16 protein-coding genes are annotated in these 16246 nt (G+C 72.5%); 9 read left to right on the top strand and 7 right to left on the bottom strand.

All coding sequences use genetic code 11. The annotated features are described in order from the left end of the window. Positions 1-74: 74 nt before the first annotated feature. The 3 genes from ABZS77_RS23820 to ABZS77_RS23810 all read left to right on the top strand — a co-directional run bounded on the left by ABZS77_RS23820 (position 75) and on the right by ABZS77_RS23810 (position 2391). A complete protein-coding gene (locus ABZS77_RS23820; RefSeq protein WP_354826932.1) occupies positions 75-1103 on the top strand; it encodes a 6-phosphofructokinase in 1029 nt (342 codons plus the stop codon). 72 nt (positions 1104-1175) lie between these two features. Then, entirely contained in the window at positions 1176-1994 is an 819-nt protein-coding gene (proC, locus tag ABZS77_RS23815; RefSeq protein WP_354826652.1) for a pyrroline-5-carboxylate reductase, read from the top strand. A 46-nt stretch (positions 1995-2040) separates the two neighbouring features. Then, positions 2041-2391, top strand: a complete 351-nt coding sequence (locus tag ABZS77_RS23810; RefSeq protein WP_354826649.1) for a DUF2203 domain-containing protein — start codon at positions 2041-2043, stop codon at positions 2389-2391. Positions 2392-2402: 11 nt separating this feature from the next. On the opposite strand, the gene ABZS77_RS23805 is transcribed toward ABZS77_RS23810, so the two are convergent. The 3 genes from ABZS77_RS23805 to ABZS77_RS23795 form a co-directional block, all read right to left on the bottom strand. Beyond that, complete coding sequence (locus tag ABZS77_RS23805) at positions 2403-3065, bottom strand: class F sortase (RefSeq protein ID WP_354826647.1); 663 nt, start codon at positions 3063-3065, stop codon at positions 2403-2405. Then, the gene (locus tag ABZS77_RS23800) at positions 3044-3904 is read right to left on the bottom strand and encodes a DUF4397 domain-containing protein (protein WP_354826644.1); all 861 of its coding nucleotides are present in this window, start codon (positions 3902-3904) and stop codon (positions 3044-3046) included. The genes ABZS77_RS23805 and ABZS77_RS23800 overlap by 22 nt, the downstream gene beginning before the upstream one ends. A gap of 194 nt (positions 3905-4098) precedes the next feature. Beyond that, positions 4099-4428, bottom strand: coding sequence for a hypothetical protein (locus ABZS77_RS23795; RefSeq protein ID WP_354826641.1), 330 nt, complete (start codon positions 4426-4428; stop codon positions 4099-4101). 19 nt (positions 4429-4447) lie between these two features. Between ABZS77_RS23795 and ABZS77_RS23790 the strand changes: the two genes are divergently transcribed. After that, entirely contained in the window at positions 4448-6049 is a 1602-nt protein-coding gene (locus tag ABZS77_RS23790; RefSeq protein ID WP_354826638.1) for a glycosyltransferase 87 family protein, read from the top strand. 27 nt (positions 6050-6076) lie between these two features. On the opposite strand, the gene ABZS77_RS23785 is transcribed toward ABZS77_RS23790, so the two are convergent. Next, positions 6077-6751, bottom strand: a complete 675-nt coding sequence (locus tag ABZS77_RS23785; RefSeq protein WP_354826636.1) for an NADPH-dependent F420 reductase — start codon at positions 6749-6751, stop codon at positions 6077-6079. A 97-nt stretch (positions 6752-6848) separates the two neighbouring features. Between ABZS77_RS23785 and ABZS77_RS23780 the strand changes: the two genes are divergently transcribed. Next, on the top strand, positions 6849-7700 hold the full coding sequence (locus tag ABZS77_RS23780; protein ID WP_354826633.1) for a GNAT family N-acetyltransferase: 852 nt from the start codon (positions 6849-6851) through the stop codon (positions 7698-7700). Positions 7701-7775: 75 nt separating this feature from the next. Here the strand turns inward: ABZS77_RS23780 and ABZS77_RS23775 are convergent, their stop codons facing one another. Further along, the gene (locus ABZS77_RS23775) at positions 7776-8264 is read right to left on the bottom strand and encodes a glutathione peroxidase (protein ID WP_354826630.1); all 489 of its coding nucleotides are present in this window, start codon (positions 8262-8264) and stop codon (positions 7776-7778) included. A gap of 158 nt (positions 8265-8422) precedes the next feature. On the opposite strand from ABZS77_RS23775, the gene ABZS77_RS23770 reads away from it, so the two are divergent. The 4 genes from ABZS77_RS23770 (at position 8423) to ABZS77_RS23755 (ending at position 13301) form a co-directional block, all read left to right on the top strand. Further along, a complete protein-coding gene (locus ABZS77_RS23770; RefSeq protein ID WP_354826626.1) occupies positions 8423-10048 on the top strand; it encodes a glycosyl hydrolase family 18 protein in 1626 nt (541 codons plus the stop codon). Between the two features lie 180 nt (positions 10049-10228). Then, complete coding sequence (locus ABZS77_RS23765) at positions 10229-10786, top strand: hypothetical protein (RefSeq protein ID WP_354826624.1); 558 nt, start codon at positions 10229-10231, stop codon at positions 10784-10786. Between the two features lie 87 nt (positions 10787-10873). Beyond that, positions 10874-12280, top strand: coding sequence for a class II 3-deoxy-7-phosphoheptulonate synthase (locus ABZS77_RS23760; protein WP_354826621.1), 1407 nt, complete (start codon positions 10874-10876; stop codon positions 12278-12280). Then, positions 12273-13301, top strand: coding sequence for a GntG family PLP-dependent aldolase (locus ABZS77_RS23755; RefSeq protein ID WP_354826618.1), 1029 nt, complete (start codon positions 12273-12275; stop codon positions 13299-13301). Before ABZS77_RS23760 ends, ABZS77_RS23755 begins: the two co-directional genes overlap by 8 nt. A gap of 67 nt (positions 13302-13368) precedes the next feature. Here the strand turns inward: ABZS77_RS23755 and ABZS77_RS23750 are convergent, their stop codons facing one another. Continuing rightward, complete coding sequence (locus ABZS77_RS23750; protein ID WP_354826616.1) at positions 13369-14247, bottom strand: deoxyribonuclease IV; 879 nt, start codon at positions 14245-14247, stop codon at positions 13369-13371. Beyond that, entirely contained in the window at positions 14247-16229 is a 1983-nt protein-coding gene (pknB, locus tag ABZS77_RS23745) for a Stk1 family PASTA domain-containing Ser/Thr kinase (RefSeq protein ID WP_354826614.1), read from the bottom strand. The genes ABZS77_RS23750 and pknB overlap by 1 nt, the downstream gene beginning before the upstream one ends. Between the last annotated feature and the right edge of the window lie 17 nt (positions 16230-16246).

Here is a 16246-nt window from a genome sequence, read left to right as displayed (position 1 = left end):
GCCGATGGTCTGACCTGACACATATCCTGGGGCAAATCGGGCTTTACCTGATGCTCCAGGAGGATGAGCGGATCATGCGTATCGGCGTGCTCACCGGCGGCGGCGACTGCCCGGGTCTCAACGCGGTCATCCGGGCGGTGGTCCGCAAGGGCGTCGCCACCTACGGTCACCAGTTCGTGGGCTTCCGGGACGGTTGGAAGGGCCCGCTCGAGGGTCTGTCCCGCCCGCTGGACATTGCGGACGTCCGGGGCATCCTGCCCCGCGGCGGCACCATCCTCGGCTCGTCCCGCACCAACCCGTTCAAGATCGAGAACGGCGTCGAGCGGATCAAGGACAACCTCGCCGAGCAGGGCGTGGACGCGCTGATCGCGATCGGCGGCGAGGACACCCTCGGCGTCGCCACCAAGCTCTACGAGCTGGGCGTGCACGTGGTCGGCGTCCCGAAGACCATCGACAACGACCTGGGCGCCACCGACTACACGTTCGGCTTCGACACCGCGGTCAACATCGCGATGGAGGCCATCGACCGGCTGCACACCACTGCGGAGAGCCACCACCGCACCCTGGTCGTCGAGGTGATGGGCCGGCACGCCGGCTGGATCGCCCTGCACGCCGGCCTGGCCGGCGGCGCCAACGTCATCCTGCTGCCCGAGCGGCAGTTCGACGTCGACCAGGTGGCCGGCTACGTCGAGAAGCGCTTCCAGCACCAGTACGCCCCCATCGTCGTGGTCGCCGAGGGCGCGCAGCCGCTGGACGGCCAGATGGTCCTCGCCAACCAGGAGCTCGACTCGTTCGGCCACGTCCGCCTCGGCGGCATCGGCCAGTGGCTCGCCGAGCAGCTGGAGGCCAAGACCGGCAAGGAGGCCCGCACCGTGGTGCTGGGTCACATCCAGCGCGGAGGCACCCCGACCGCCTTCGACCGGGTGCTCGCCACCCGGCTGGGCCTGCAGGCCATCGACGCCGTCAACGACGGCGACTGGGGCAAGATGGTCGCGATGCAGAGCACCGACATCGTCCGGGTGCCCCTCGCGGAGGCCACCCGCGAGCTGAAGACCGTGCCGCTGGAGCGGTACGCCGAGGCCGAGGTCTTCTTCGGCAGCTGATCGATCGTCGGCGGCGCGGCGGGCCTGCGGGTCCGCCGCGCCGCGACCCAACACGAGGGGGTACGGGCCGACATGTCAGCCGGAGTGCACACGGTCGCGGTGATCGGCGCGGGCAAGATCGGCGAGCTGATGCTCTCCGGGCTGCTGCGCTCCGGATGGCCGGTGGACCGGCTGCTGGCCACCGCCCGCCGACCCGCGCGGGCCGAGGAGCTGACCGCCCGTTACGGCGTACGGGTCGTCGACAACCTGACCGCCGTGGACGAGGCGGCGGTGCTCGCGGTGTCGGTGAAACCGCAGGACGCCGCCACGCTGCTCGACGAGATCGGCCCCAAGGTGCCGGCCGACAAGCTCGTCATCTCGCTCTGCGCCGGGCTGCCCACCAGCTTCTTCAACCGCCGGCTGCCCGAGGGCACCCCGGTGGTCCGCGTCATGACCAACACCCCGGCGCTCGTCGACGAGGCGATGACCGCGATCTCCGCCGGCGCGTACGCCACCGGCACGCACCTGGCGTTGGCCGAGGAGATGTTCAAGCCGCTCGGGCAGACCATCCGGGTGCCCGAGTCGCAGCAGGATGCGGTTACCGCGCTCTCCGGCTCCGGCCCGGCCTACTTCTACCTGCTGGTCGAAGCCATGATCGACGCGGGGATCCTGCTCGGGCTGCCCCGGCAGGTGGCGCACGAGCTGATCGTGCAGACCGCCATCGGCTCCGCGGTGATGCTGCGCGACTCCGGCGAGCACCCGGTCAAGCTGCGCGAGGCGGTCACCTCACCCGCCGGCACCACCATCTCGGCGGTCCGGGAGTTGGAGAAGCACGGCGTCCGGGCGGCGCTGCTCGCCGCACTGGAAGCCGCCCGGGACCGCGCCCGCGAGCTGGCCGCCCAGTCCGACTGAACGTTCCGGGCACGTCGCGGAGCCGGGCGTGGCGCATACTGGCGCGGTGTTCACACTCGCCCAGGCCCGGCACCTGGTGGCCACCCTGCAACCGCGCGTCGACGAGTTGATCCGGGTCCGGGCCGACCTGGCCGAGCTGCGCGCCGACCTGGCCGACCACGGGGTGAGCGCACTCGGCGGTCTGGCCGAGGTCAAGGGGCTGGAGGCACGCCTGCACGCCGTCGTCGACGAGCTGCACCAGCACGACATCCAGGTCAAGGGTATAGCGCCGGTGCTGCTCGACTTCCCCGGCGAGCGGGCCGGCCGTTCCGTGCTGTGGTGCTGGCTGGAGGGCGACTCCGACGTGCGCTGGTACCACCGGGCCGAGTGCGGCTTCGCCGGCCGCCGCCCCATCTGACCCCGGGCCGGTCATCTCTCGACCACCGCGAAGACCACCACGTTGTCGCTGTAGTGCCCACGCCGCCGGTCGAAGTCGCCCCCGCAGGTGACCAGGCGCAGCTCCGCGCCGGGCGTCGGCCCGTAGACCGTCGCCGTGGGAAAGTGGTCCTTGCGGGTCCGCAGCGACCCGGTCACCCGGAACGACAACCACCGCCCGCCGCGCCACACCTGCACCCGGTCACCGGGCCGCAGCTCACCGAGCCGGGCGAACACCGCCGGGCCACGCCGCGAGTCCAGATGCCCGGCCAGCACGGCCGGGCCGGTGTCGCCGGGGGCCGGCCCACCGCCGTACCAGCCGGCGGTGTCGAAGTCGTCCGGCGGGACCAGCGCGCCCGCGCGGTCCAGGCCCAGCACGGTGAGCGGGGAGTCGACGCCGATGCGCGGCACGCGTACCCGGGTGGGTGGACCCTGCGGCGCGGGTGCGGCGGCCACCGACGGGCAGTCGTCGACGCAGCCGGGGCGCCAGCTCGCCCCCGGCGGCGGCGGGCCCGCGCCGGCCAGCCCCACCCCGGTGCCGGCGGTCAGGCAGACCGCCGCGCCGGCCGCGACGAGCGCGGCCAGTGGCACCCGGCGGTCGCGGTGCCGCCGGATCGACAGACCCGGGCCGGCGCTCACCAGGTGGTGCGCCGCCACCGGCGCCAGAACAGCAGGGCCGCCGCGACGCCCGCCGCGGCCAACCCGCCGGCCACCAGGGGGTACGCGTCGAACCCGGCCCCCGCCGTGCCCCCGGCGCCGGTGTCCACCCCGCCGGCCGGCACGACGGTGCCACCCTCGGCGTCGCGGCGCAGCTCCGCGGTGAGCCCGCCCTTCTTGGAGTCGAGCACCAGCAGCGAGTAGACCGCGCCTCCCGTGAGCCGCACCTCCGCATCGGTGCTCGGGCCGCCGGCGCCGGTCAGCTTCAACCGCCAACTGCCCGGCTCGACCTGCTGGTAGTCAGTCGTCGTGGCGAACTGCACCCCGTTGGCGATCATCGGACCGTCGGCGGCCGCCACATCCAGCACCGGCGTACGCACCGACGCCTGCACGACACGCACCTTCGCCCGGCCGTCGGTGGGTGCGCTGAGATCGTCGGTGAGCACCCGCAGACCAAGGTCGGCATGCCGGCCGACACCCGCCACCGTGTAGGCGTCGCCGCTGGTCACCGCCACCTCGGTGGTGAGCACCGGAGGATCGGTGGCAGGCGCGCCAGCCTCACGCATCGCCACCGCGTAGCGGCCGGGAGGCAACGACAGATAGTCGGAGACCACCCCGTACCCGACCCCGGGAAAGACCCGCGGCTTCGCGGCGTCCGGCGCGGACAGGTAGACGTCCACGGCCGGCGTGTCGGGGGAGAGGTGAGCGAGCCGGACGTATCCGACGGCGTCCGCGCGAGCGGCCCCCGCCGGCACCGGCGCGCCGGCGGCCAGCACGGAGCCGAGCAGGAGCGCGCCAGCGCCGGCCAACAGCCGACGGGCGGTACGAAGCGTGTGCATGTCGCCTCCGGAGGCACGTTCGGTGAGCGGGCGGCAACCCACGGAAACAGAGTCCCGTGGGTAGGACTAGAGCGCAAGTTGCCGCGTCGATGTTTCTCGCCGCGCCGCGCCGTGCCGCGCCGCTGGCTGCAAGATCGAGCGTGACCTTGCTACCTCGCCAGACTCGATCTTGAGGTGAGGCGGGCCGGACGCCGCTACCGCACCGCGAGGGAGCCGGACAGGTCGGGGACTCCGCCGCTCCATCGAGGCGCCGCCACCGTTGCCGGGCGGGTGCCGTCGGCGTCGGCGAGCAGGTGCCGCCATTGTCGCCGAGTAGGTGCCGCCACTGTCGCCGGGCGGGTGCCGACCGTCGCGTGCACCGACCGTAGACGGTCGCCACCGCCGCAGGCGAACCCCTCGTCCGGGCCGGCGTGGGCGTCGTGTGCCGGGGTGCTCGTCGGTGCCGTCCGCCGACGCTTCGGGCGGGCGTCACGCGCGGGGTCGGAGTCGTTCCGGGGGCAGACAGGGATCCCGCGCAGACTCATGTTCGCCTATTGTCGGTCGATGCGGGATCGCCGGGTGGCGCTGGCGTGGGCGGCCTTCGTCGTCGTCGCGCTGGTGTCCTGTGTGCTGGTGCTGGGCCGTCCGGATCGTCTGTCCGACCTGCACATCTACTACGGCGCGCTGTCCGACCTGCACGCCGGCAGGCCGCTGTACGGGTATGTGGCCGAGAACGGTGGGCCGTTCACCTATCCGCCGTTCGCGGCGCTCGTGCTCGGGCCGATGACAGCCGTCAGCGAGGGCGTGGTGCAGGGGTTCTGGCTGGTGGCGACGTGCGCCGCGGTTGTCGCCATCGCCGCGTCGGTAGGTGTCGCGCTGAGCACCCGGCCGTCCCGGCGGCCGCTCGTCGTGGCGGTGGCGGCCACGGTGCTGATGCTCTCCGCGCCGGTGCAGAGCAACCTGCGGTTCGGTCAGGTCAGCATCTTCATCGTGCTGATGGCCCTGCTGGACGGGATGGGCGTCCTGCCGCCCCGGCTGCGCGGGACGTTGGTCGGGGTGGCGGCGGCGGTCAAGCTGACCCCGCTGTTGTTCGTGGTCTACTTCCTCGCCGTCGGCCGTTACCGCGACGCCGGTCGGGCGGCGGCGACGTTCGTGGCCTGCGCCGGGCTCGCCGCGATCGTGCTGCCCGGCGAGAGTTGGACGTACTGGACCGAGAGCGTCCGGCAGACCTCCCGGATCGGCAACCTGGCGTCGTTGGGCAACCAGTCCCTGCACGGGATGCTGCTGCGCGTCGGCGTCGAGGAGTCCACGTTGCCCCTGTTCTGGGCGGGCCTGGTCGCGCTGGTCTGCGCGGCGGCGCTGCTGCGGGCCCGGCAGTTGGCGCGGCAGGGCCGCCCCGGGCACGCCGCAGTGCTCGTCGGGTGCGCCACCGTGGCCGCGTCCCCGGTGTCCTGGACCCACCACCAGGTGTGGCCGGTGCTCGCCGCGATGCTGCTGATCGGGGCGTCCGGCGTCGCCCAGCGGGCCGCCGGTGCGGCGCTGCTCGCCGCCATGGTCGTCTCGCTGGGCGCGGTCCTCGGTCCGATCTCGACGCGGCCGGGCGTGCAGTTCCTGTTCGAGAACGCCCGCGCCGTCGGCGTGTGTCTGCTGTGCCTGGTCGGCTTCGGCGGGGTCGCCGTCGCCGCCCGGCGTACGAGCAGACGACCGGCCGCCGGGCGGGCGTGGCTGCGGGTGGGCGTGACGGCTACCGTGGCGGTCGCGTTCTTCGCCGTTCAGCCGTTGCCGGCCGGCGCCGACCCGACCTTCAAGGCGTACACCCTCGACGACGTGGTCAACCCCCGGTACTTCTTCGTCTGCCGGGGCCCGGCCGAGTGCGCCGCGTACGGCACGGGCGCGCCGGTCACGTTCGGTACGCGCGCGGAGAAGACCAAGGTCCGGGTCAACGGTGTGGTGTCGCCGCAGGTGACCCGCCTGGAGTACTACTCGGCCCCGGGCGGGGCGCCTCGGGCCATTCCGCTGCTCGCCGCCTATCCGGGGTCGCGGACCTTCTCGTTCCGTTCGGCGACGATGGCCCAGGGGCGACTCGTGGCGTACGCGTCGGACGGTCAGCCGATCGCCAGCTACGACGACGAACTCGCCGCCGCCCTCCGGACGGCCACCAGGTAGGCGGCGTACGGAGGGCGGCGGCGGTGCTCAGCGGGTGGCGGCGGCCAGGGCGGCGCGCAGCTTCTCGGCGTCGCCGGGTGCGGGGTTCTCCCAGTCGGTGGGGCTGGCGGCGTAGAGCGTCCCGTACGCCGGGGTGTCCGGCTGGTAGCGCCATCCCTCGGCGAGCGGGCCGACGTCGACCGTGTCGAAGCCGATCCGGTCCAGGAAGGCGGTCACCTCGGCCTTGGCGGCGGCGTCGTCACCGGCGATGGCGAGGGCGCTGCGGTCGGGGGCGCCGGACGGGCGGGGCAGCGTGGCCAGGCCCTTGAAGTAGATGTTGTTGAAGACCTTGACGACCCGGGAGTCCGGCAGGTGCCGCTGGAGCAGCTCACTGCTGGTGGTCTCGCCGGAGTCCAGCTCGGGGAGGTTCCCGTCGCGCTGCGGGTAGTAGTTGTTGGTGTCGATGACGACCTTGCCGGCCAGCGGCTCCACGGGCACCGCGCGGTACGCCTTCAGCGGCACGCTGACCACCACGAGGTCACCGACCTGGGCCGCGTCCTGGGCGGTGCCGGCGCTGGCGTGCTCGCCCAGCTCGTCGACGAGACCCTGGAGGGTCTCCGGTCCCCGCGAGTTGCTCAGCACCACGTCGTAGCCGGCGTCCACCGCCAGCCGGGCCACGGTGCCACCGATGTTGCCGCTGCCGATCAGTCCCACAGTTGTCATGCTGGTTCCCAACTCCGTCCACCCGTGACGCATTCCCGACCGGGCTGGTGGGTCATCCGGTTGCGGCGCCGCCGTCCGGCTGCGCACACTGCCGGGCATGCGCTGCCTCGTCGAGGATCTCGCGACCTTCGCCGGTACGGCTGGCGCCTGGTTGCGCCGCGAGCCCGTCCTGCACAACGTACTGCTCACGCTCGTCGCCGGCCGGCTCTCCGGGGACGTGCCACTCTCCGGTGACGAGCGGTTCGTGCGGGTGGTCGACGGCGGGGTGACTGTGGGCGCGGCGGTGTGGACGCCGCCGCGCGGGCCGCTCCTGGGCGGGGTGCCGGTGGCTGCCGCGAGGTCGCTGGCCGAGCACTTCGTCCGGGAGGTGCCGCCGCTGGTCGAGGTGCACGGGCCGGTACCGGCCGTCGTGGAGTTCGCGCGGCGGTACACCGAGCGCGCCGGCCTGCTGGCCGTACCCGGCACCGCGCAGCGGATCTTCCGGGTGGAGACGGTGCGGCCGCCGGCCGGCGTACCCGGTCGCGCCCGGCCGGCGACCGCGGCGGACCGTGACCTGCTGGTGGCCTGGGCCGCCGCGTACGCCGCGGAGACCATGCCAGGGCGGCCCACCGTGGAGCTGTCCGGGCAGGTGGACACCCGGCTGCCGTACGGGGACCTGCTCTGGCTCTGGGAGGTCGCCGGCGCCCCGGTCTCGATGGCCTGGCTGAGCCGGCGGGTGGCAGGCGTGGCCCGGGTCAGCGGTGTCTACACGCCACCGGAGCACCGGGGGCGCGGCTTCGCCGGCGGCTGCGTGGCACATGTCAGCCGGTACGCGCTGAGCGCCGGCGCGACGACCTGCACCCTCTACACCGACCTGTCCAACCCCACGAGCAACCACATCTACCAGGCCCTCGGCTACACGCCGGTCGCCGACGCGGCCCAGTGGCGCTTCCGCAACCCGGAGCGGTGATCACAAGGGCGGTGATCAAGAGGTCGGCGTCAGGAACCGGCTCCGCGGTGACGCGAACCTCTTGATCACCGGCGCTCAGGCGGGGAGGACCTTCTCGATGGCGGCACGCAGGTCGTCGGAATCCGGGGTCACCGTGGGGGCGAAGCGGGCGGCGACTGTTCCGTCGGGGGCCACCAGGAACTTCTCGAAGTTCCACCGCACGTCCCCGGTGTGCCCGTCGGCATCCGGGGTGTCGACCAGCGCGCTGTAGAGCGGGTGCCGCTCGGGGCCGTTGACGTCGACCTTCTCGGTCAGCGGGAAGGTCACCCCGTAGTTGACCTGGCAGAAGTCGGTGATCTCGGCGGCGCTGCCCGGTTCCTGTCCGGCGAACTGGTTGCAGGGCACGCCGAGCACCACGAGACCGCGTTCGGCGTAGGTGTCGGCGAGCGACTGGAGGCCGGCGTACTGGGGGGTGAGGCCGCAACGGGAGGCCACGTTGACGACCAGAACTGCCTTGCCGCGGTATTGAACCAGGTCCGCAGGGCCGCCGTTGAGGGTGTCGATCGGGATGTCGAAGACGGTCATGGCCCGAGGCTACGCGTCGGGTGTCGGGTCGTCGCCGCCGGAGCGTCGGCGCGGAAAGGGGGAATCGAAACATGCGCATCTTGACGAAGTGATGACGCTGTGAGTACGGTCTCACCAATCTCTTTTGGAAAGTTTCCTAACAGTTCGGGAGACGCCTCATGAAAAGATCGCTCCGCCGGGCCCTCTGGGTTGGTGCCGTGGTCGCCGTGACCGTCGCGGCGGTGCCGATGACCAACGCGCTCGGCGCCGGCACGGTCACCACCACTTTCACCAAGGCGCAGGACTGGGGAACCGGTCACGAGACGAAGGTGACCATCACCAACGGCTCCAGCGCCACCGTCACCACCTGGCGCATCGAGTTCGACCTGCCGTCGGGGACCACCGTCAGCAGCGCCTGGGACGCCGACGTCACGAGCAGCGGCAACCACTACGTCGCGGTCAAGAAGAGCTGGGCCGGTGGCCTGGCGCCGGGCGCCTCGTTCAGCTGGGGCTACAACGGCACCGGCGCGTACAAGGCGCCGCTGAACTGCACCATCAACGGCGCCGCGTGCGGCGGCGGAACCCCGCCGCCGACCACGACGCCGCCGACCACCACCCCGCCGACCACGACGCCGCCCACCACCCCGCCGCCCACCACGACGCCGCCGACCACGCCCCCGCCGAACAACGGTGGCAAGAAGGTCGTCGGCTACTTCGCCGAGTGGGGCGTCTACGGCCGCGGCTACCACGTCAAGAACATCCAGACCAGCGGGTCGGCCGCCAAGCTGACCCACATCCTGTACGCCTTCGGCAACACCACCGGCGGCCGCTGCTCCATCGGTGACAGCTACGCCGACTACGAGAAGGCGTACACGGCCGCGGAGAGCGTGGACGGCGTCGCCGACACCTGGGACCAGCCGCTGCGGGGCAGCTTCAACCAGCTGCGCAAGCTCAAGCAGATGAACCCGCACCTCAAGGTCATCTGGTCCTTCGGTGGTTGGACCTGGTCCGGCGGCTTCACCCAGGCCGCGCAGAACCCGGCCGCGTTCGCCGAGAGCTGCTACAACCTGGTCGAGGACCCGCGCTGGGCGGACGTCTTCGACGGCATCGACGTCGACTGGGAGTACCCGAACGCCTGCGGCCTGACCTGCGACAGCAGCGGCCCCAACGCGTTCAAGAACGTGATCGGCGCGCTGCGGTCGAAGTTCGGCTCCAACGCACTCGTCACCGCCGCCATCACGGCGGACGGCAGCAACGGCGGCAAGATCGACGCCACCGACTACGCCGGCGCCATCGGCAACCTCAACTGGCTCATGCCGATGACGTACGACTACTTCGGCGCGTTCGCCGCCCAGGGTCCGACGGCACCGCACTCGCCGCTGACCTCGTACACCGGCATCCCGCAGCAGGGCTTCAACTCCGACGCGGCGATCCAGAAGCTCAAGAGCAAGGGCATCCCGGCCAACAAGCTGCTGCTCGGCATCGGCTTCTACGGCCGGGGCTGGACCGGTGTCACCCAGGCGGCACCGGGCGGCAGCGCCACCGGCGCGGCACCGGGCACGTACGAGGCGGGCATCGAGGACTACAAGGTCCTCAAGAACACCTGCCCGACCACCGGCACGATCGCCGGCACCGCGTACGCCAAGTGCGGCAGCAACTGGTGGAGCTACGACACCCCGTCGACCATCAACGGCAAGATGACGTACGCGAACAACCAGGGCCTCGGTGGCGCGTTCTTCTGGGAACTCTCCGGTGACACCAGCAATGGTGAGCTCATCGGCGCCATCAAGGGCGGTCTCGGCTGAGCCGAGGGCGACGCAGCACCCACACGGCGGGGAGGGACTCGCACCGTTCCTCCCCGCCCGTGACCCACCGGCCCGGTCGACGCCCAGCGTCGGCCGGGCCGGCGGCGTTGGGCCGGGCCGGCCCGATGTGGCAGACTCGCGGCTCGGCACGTCTCGATGGCACGGTCGACGGAGGTGGTCATGCGCCCGACCCACCGCAGGTTGGCGGCGACCGCCGCCGGGCTCGTGCTGCTGCCGGCCGCCCTGGTCGGCTGCGGCATCGGCGGCGGTGACGAGGAGCAGGCGGCCACGCCCGAGCAGGCGCCCGCCGAGGAGGCCGGCACCCGGTCCCGTGAGCGCGTGCAGGCGTACCTCGACGCGATGACCGCCAAGGACGTCGCCGCCGGCCGCAGCCAGCTCTGCGCGCTGCTCCAGGAGGGGTTCGACCTGAGCGCCACCGGCCCCAACGGCGACTTCGCCGATCACTTCCAGGTGCCCCGGGCGACCATCACGGACGTCCAGGCCGGCCCGCGCGGGCAGGAGGTCAGCGTCTCGGTCTCGGTGACCGCCGGCAAACGTACGATCACCCGGCCGTTGGTGTTCACCGTCACCCGCGACGGGGGTGACTGGTGCATCGCGGGCGAGGCGCCGGCCACTGCCCCGGCCGGCGGCGTCCCGCCCGCAGCCCCGGCGTCCGGTGCCCCGGCGTCCGGTGACCCGGCCCCGCCCGGCGGCGGCGGAACCCAGCCGTCGTCCTGACCGTCACCCACGGGATTGATCTCCCATCTGCCGGAACCGTCCCCCTCGCCGACCACGCGCGCCGGCCGTCGCCGTACGCTTTCTCTCATGCGCCATGAGTGGCATCAGCTGAGCCATCCCGCGGTGGGCAGCCCGGGCCTGCAGACCAGCCGTCCGACCGTCGACTCCGCCGAGGACGCCGCCCTCGGCCTGGACCGATGGCGGGAGCTGCCCCGCGAGCAGACCCCGCCGTGGTCCGATCAGGCGACCGTCGCCGAGGTGTGCAAGGTGCTCGACACCGTGCCGTCGGTCGTCGCGCCCTACGAGGTGGACCAGTTGCGGCAGAAGTTGGCCCTGGTCTGCGAGGGCAAGGCGTTCCTGCTCCAGGGCGGTGACTGCGCCGAGACGTTCGTCGACAACACCGAGAGCCACCTGCTGGCCAACGCCCGCACCCTGCTGCAGATGGCGATCGTGCTCACCTACGGCGCGTCGCTGCCGGTGGTCAAGGTCGCCCGGGTCGCCGGCCAGTACACCAAGCCCCGCTCGCTGCCCACCGACGCGCGCGGCCTGCCCGCCTACCGCGGCGACATGATCAACTCGCTGGAGGCCGACCCGACCGCCCGGGTCGCCGACCCGCAGCGCATGATCCGCGCCTACGCCAACTCGGCGGCGGCCATGAACATGCTCCGGGCGTACCTCGCCGGCGGGCTCGCCGACCTGCACGCCGTGCACGACTGGAACAAGGGATTCGTCAAGAACTCCCCGGCGGGGGAGCGCTACGAGGCGATCGCCCGGGAGATCGACCGCGCGCTGGCCTTCATCCGGGCCTGCGGGATGACCGACGACGAGGCGCTGCGTACCGTCACGCTCTACTGCTCCCACGAGGCCCTCGCCCTGGAGTACGACCGGGCGCTGACCCGGGTCTCCGACCGCCGGGCGTACGGGCTCTCCGGGCACTTCCTCTGGGTCGGGGAGCGCACCCGGCAGATCACCGGCGCGCACATCGACTTCATCTCCCGCATCGCCAACCCGATCGGCGTGAAGCTCGGCCCGACCACGTCCCCGGACGAGGCGATCGAGTTGTGCGAGAAGCTCAACCCGGACAACATCCCCGGCCGGCTCACCCTGATCAGCCGGATGGGCAACCACCGCGTACGCGACGCCCTGCCGCCGATCGTGGCCAAGGTCACCGCCGCCGGCGCGAAGGTCGTCTGGCAGTGCGACCCGATGCACGGCAACACCCACGAGTCGTCGAACGGGTACAAGACCCGGCACTTCGACCGGATCGTCGACGAGGTGCTCGGCTACTTCGAGGTGCACCGGGGCCTGGACACCCACCCCGGTGGCCTGCACGTCGAGTTGACCGGCGAGGACGTCACCGAGTGCCTCGGTGGCGCCCAGGGCATCGAGGACCTCGACCTGCCCGACCGGTACGAAACCGCCTGCGACCCGCGACTGAACACCCAGCAGTCGCTGGAGCTGGCCTTCCTGGTAGCGGAGATGTTGCGTGGCTGATCTTGTTGACCTGCGGTCCGACACGGTGACCCGGCCCACCGCCGGGATGCGGGAGGCGATGGCCACCGCCGAGGTCGGCGACGACGTCTACGGCGAGGACCCGACCGTCAACGCGCTGGAGGCCGAGGTCGCCGCGCTGTTCGGGCACGAGGCGGCGTTGTTCGCCCCGAGCGGGTCGATGGCCAACCAGATCGCCCTGCAACTGCTGGTGCCGCCCGGTGACGAGCTGCTCTGCGACGCCGACGCCCACGTGGTGACGTACGAGATCGGCGCCGCCGCCGTGTACGGCGGAATCTCCTCGCGGACCTGGCCCGCGGTCGGCGCGGACATCGACCCGGAGACGGTCGCGCGGATGATCCGTCCGGACGGGTACTTCGCCGTCCCCACCCGCGCCATCGCGGTCGAGCAGACCCACAACCGGGGCGGCGGTGGGGTGATCCCCCTCGCCACGCTGCGGGACCTGCGCGCCGTCGCCGACGAGGCGCAGATCGCGCTGCACTGCGACGGTGCCCGGATCTGGCACGCGCACGTCGCGGACGGGGTGCCACTGGTCGAGTACGGCCGGCTCTTCGACACCGTGTCGGTCTGCCTGTCCAAGGGCCTCGGCGCGCCTGTCGGTTCGCTCGTGGTCGGCAGCGCGGAGAAGATCAGCCGGGCTCGCACGATCCGCAAGCGGATGGGTGGTGGCATGCGGCAGGCCGGTGTCCTCGCCGCCGCCGGCCGGTACGCGCTCGCGCACCACATCGACAGGCTGGCCGACGATCACGCCCGCGCGGCCCGGCTCGCCGAGGTGGTCGCGCCGTTCGGGGTGCTCGCCACCCCGGCCCGCACCAACCTCGTCGCACTGGACCTGACGAAGCACACGCTCGACGCGCGTGCCCTGGCCGCCGCCGCGCGCGCCGAGGGCATCCTGATCTCGGTGCTCGGCCCCCGTACCGCCCGGCTGGTCACCCACCTGGGCGTCGACGACGCGGACGTCGACCGCGCGGTCGACGTGCTGCCGCGCGTCCTGTCGGCGTAACGCCAGACCCTCGGTGATCAAGAGGTTCGCGTCAGGTTCCGGCCTCCGGACGACGCGAACCTCTTGATCAACCCAGCGGTGGGGGTCGGAGGCGGATGAGGGTTTCGATGTCGGCGGCGTGACCCAGCTGCTTCTCGCTGGGGGTCTCCACGACGATCGGGACACCGGCGGTGGCCGGGTGGGCCATCAGCTCGGCGAAGGCCGGCTCGCCGATGGTGCCCTTGCCGATGTTCTCGTGCCGGTCCCGGGTCGAGCCGCACAGGTCCTTCGAGTCGTTGGCGTGCACCAGCCGCAACCGGTCCGCACCCACGGTCGCCACAAGCGTGTCGAGGGTGGCCGTCATGCCACCCTCGGCGGCCAGGTCGTGCCCGGCCGCCCAGGCGTGACAGGTGTCGAAGCAGACCCCGAGCATGGGGTGCCGGTCCACCGCGTCCAGGTACGGACCGAGCTGCTCCACCCGGGAGGCGAGCGAGCGGCCACCGCCCGCGCTCGGCTCGACCAGCAGCATCGGCCCGCCGGTCTCGGCGGCCCGGTCGAGCAGCGGCAGCAGCTCCCGGCGAACCTGCCGCATCGCCTCCTCGGCGTGCCCCTCGTCCACCGAACTGCCCGCGTGGAACACCACAGCCCGGGCGCCGATCGCCACGCCCCGGCGCAACGCGTGCGCCAGTGTCTGTGCCGACCTCTCCACGGTAGCCGGGGTGGGCGAGCCCAGATTGACCAGCAGGGACGCGTGGATGTACGCGGGGATGCCCCGCTCGGCGCAGCCCTGCCGGAACAGCTCGTCCTGCGCCGGGTCACCGGGAGGCAGCGCCCAGCCCCGGGAGTTGGAGACGTAGACCTGCACCACCTGCGCGCCTGTCGCGTCGGCGTACGGCAGGGCGGCCTTCGCCAGCCCACCCGAGGTGGAGGTGTGGGCGCCAACCGGACGCGAGTGGACCGTCGGCATCAGAAGCACGTGATGACGACCGGGGTGCCCGGCGGCACCTGCGAATTCTCGCCGGGGGCCTGGATGCGGACCACCGCGTTCGGGTTGACCGCGATCGTCACCGGGTAGCCCTGGCTCTCCAGCACCTGTTTGGCCTGCTGGCAGGGCAGGTCGATCACCCGGGGCACGACCGCCAGCGGCGGACCCTTGCTGACCTCGAGCTTGACCTGGGTGCCCTTCTCCACGCCGGCGCCGTCGGCCGGGCTCTGACCCAGGATCTCGTCCTTGGGCTTGTCGGAGTCCTTGAACGTCTCCACCGGCACCAGGCCGAGCCCGGTCAGGGTGGTGCGGGCCTCGGTGAGGCTCTTGCCGACCAGGTTCGGTACCGACACCGGCGCGCGGCCCCGGCTCACGATCAGCGTGATCTTCGTACCCGGTTTGACCTCGGCGCCCACCTTGGGGGAGCTGTCCAGGACCACCCCGGCGGGCAGCGTGTCGTCGTAGCGGGTGGCGCCCTTGGCCACCACCAGCTTCGCGTTGAGCAGGTCGGCCTCGGCCAGCTCGTACTCCTTGCCGATCACGTCCGGCACGGGGAAGCGCTCCGGGCCCAACGAGAGGGTCAGGGTGATCGTGCCACCCTTGACGATCTTGGCGGACGACGCCGGACTCTGCCCCAGCACGCTGTCCTTCGGGACCTTCTCGTCGAAGCGCGGCTCGCCGTACGCCAGGGTGAGCCCGGCCCGGTCGGCCTGCGCCTGCGCCTCGACCTTGGTGAGACTGACCAGCTGCGGTGCGGACGTGTACCGGCCGACACCGAACCACCAACCACCCAGCGCGGCCACCAGGCCCAGCGCCACCACCACCGCCGCGACGGCTCGTCGGCCGCGCGGATCGCCCATCACCGTGGTCCGCAGCTCGGCCAGCCGGGCCCACAGGCCCTCCGCCGGCTCCGGCGCGGCCCGCCGCCGGCCCGGCCCCTGACCGCCCTCCGGCAGCCTGGCCCAGGCCGGTCGCTGCGCCGGACGGACCGTGGCGACCATCATGGTCGGCTGGGACATCGGCGGCTCGTCGGTCACCCGGCGCAGCACCGTGGTCTGGCTGTTGGCGTCACCCAGGTTGTCCCGGGCCACCTGCACGTCGGCCAGCAGCGCGCCGGCGTCGGCGGGACGGGCGGCCGGGTCGCGTCGGGTGGCCCGCCGCACCAGGTCGTCCAGGACCGACGGCAGGCCCGGCACCAGCGTCGAGGGCAGCGGCACGTCACGGTCGACGTGCTGCCAGGCCACGTCGACCGGGCGGTCACCGTCGTAGGGCACCCGACCGGTGAGCATCTCGAACAGCACGATGCCAGCCGAGTAGACGTCGGTGCGCGGGTCGGCCCGGCCCTCGGTGACCAGCTCCGGGGCGACGTACGCCACGGTGGCCATCAGCTGGTTGCCCTGCTCCTCGTCGGCGCTCGCCTCGACGGCCCGGGCCAACCCGAAGTCGGCCACCTTGACCACGCTGTCGACCAGGTTGGCGACACCGCCGGTGGGTGCCTCGGCGACCAGCACGTTCTCCGGCTTGACGTCCCGGTGCACCAGACCGGCCCGGTGCGCGGCGGCGATCGCGGCGAGCATCTGCTCGGTGATGGCCAGCGCCTCGTCCGGGTTGAGGCGGCGCCGCTCGGCCAGCACGTCGCGCAGCGTACGGCCGCGCACGTACTCCATCACCAGGTACGGCAGGCCGGCGTGGGTGCCCTGGTCGTAGACCGCCACCACGTTCGGGTGGGTCAGCCGGGCGATGGTCTTCGCCTCGTCGGTGAACCGGGCCACGAAGTTGGCGATCCGGGCCCGGGCCTCGGGCGCCTGGGTCGGGTGAATGATCTTGACTGCGACGGTGCGCTCGAGGCGTTCGTCGGTTGCGGTGTACACGGTCGCCATGCCGCCACGGGCCACGCGACCGCGAATGCGGTAGCGCCCGTCGATCAGCGAGCCCAGCAACGTGTCGGCGACCTGTGTGTCCATCGGCAGGGAGTCTATGT

Origin of the sequence: Micromonospora sp. NPDC005298, from assembly GCF_040607375.1 — a bacterium.
GTDB lineage: Bacteria > Actinomycetota > Actinomycetes > Mycobacteriales > Micromonosporaceae > Micromonospora.
The sequence above is the reverse complement of the archived record's forward strand: the minus strand, read 5'-3'. Positions and strand labels throughout refer to the sequence as shown.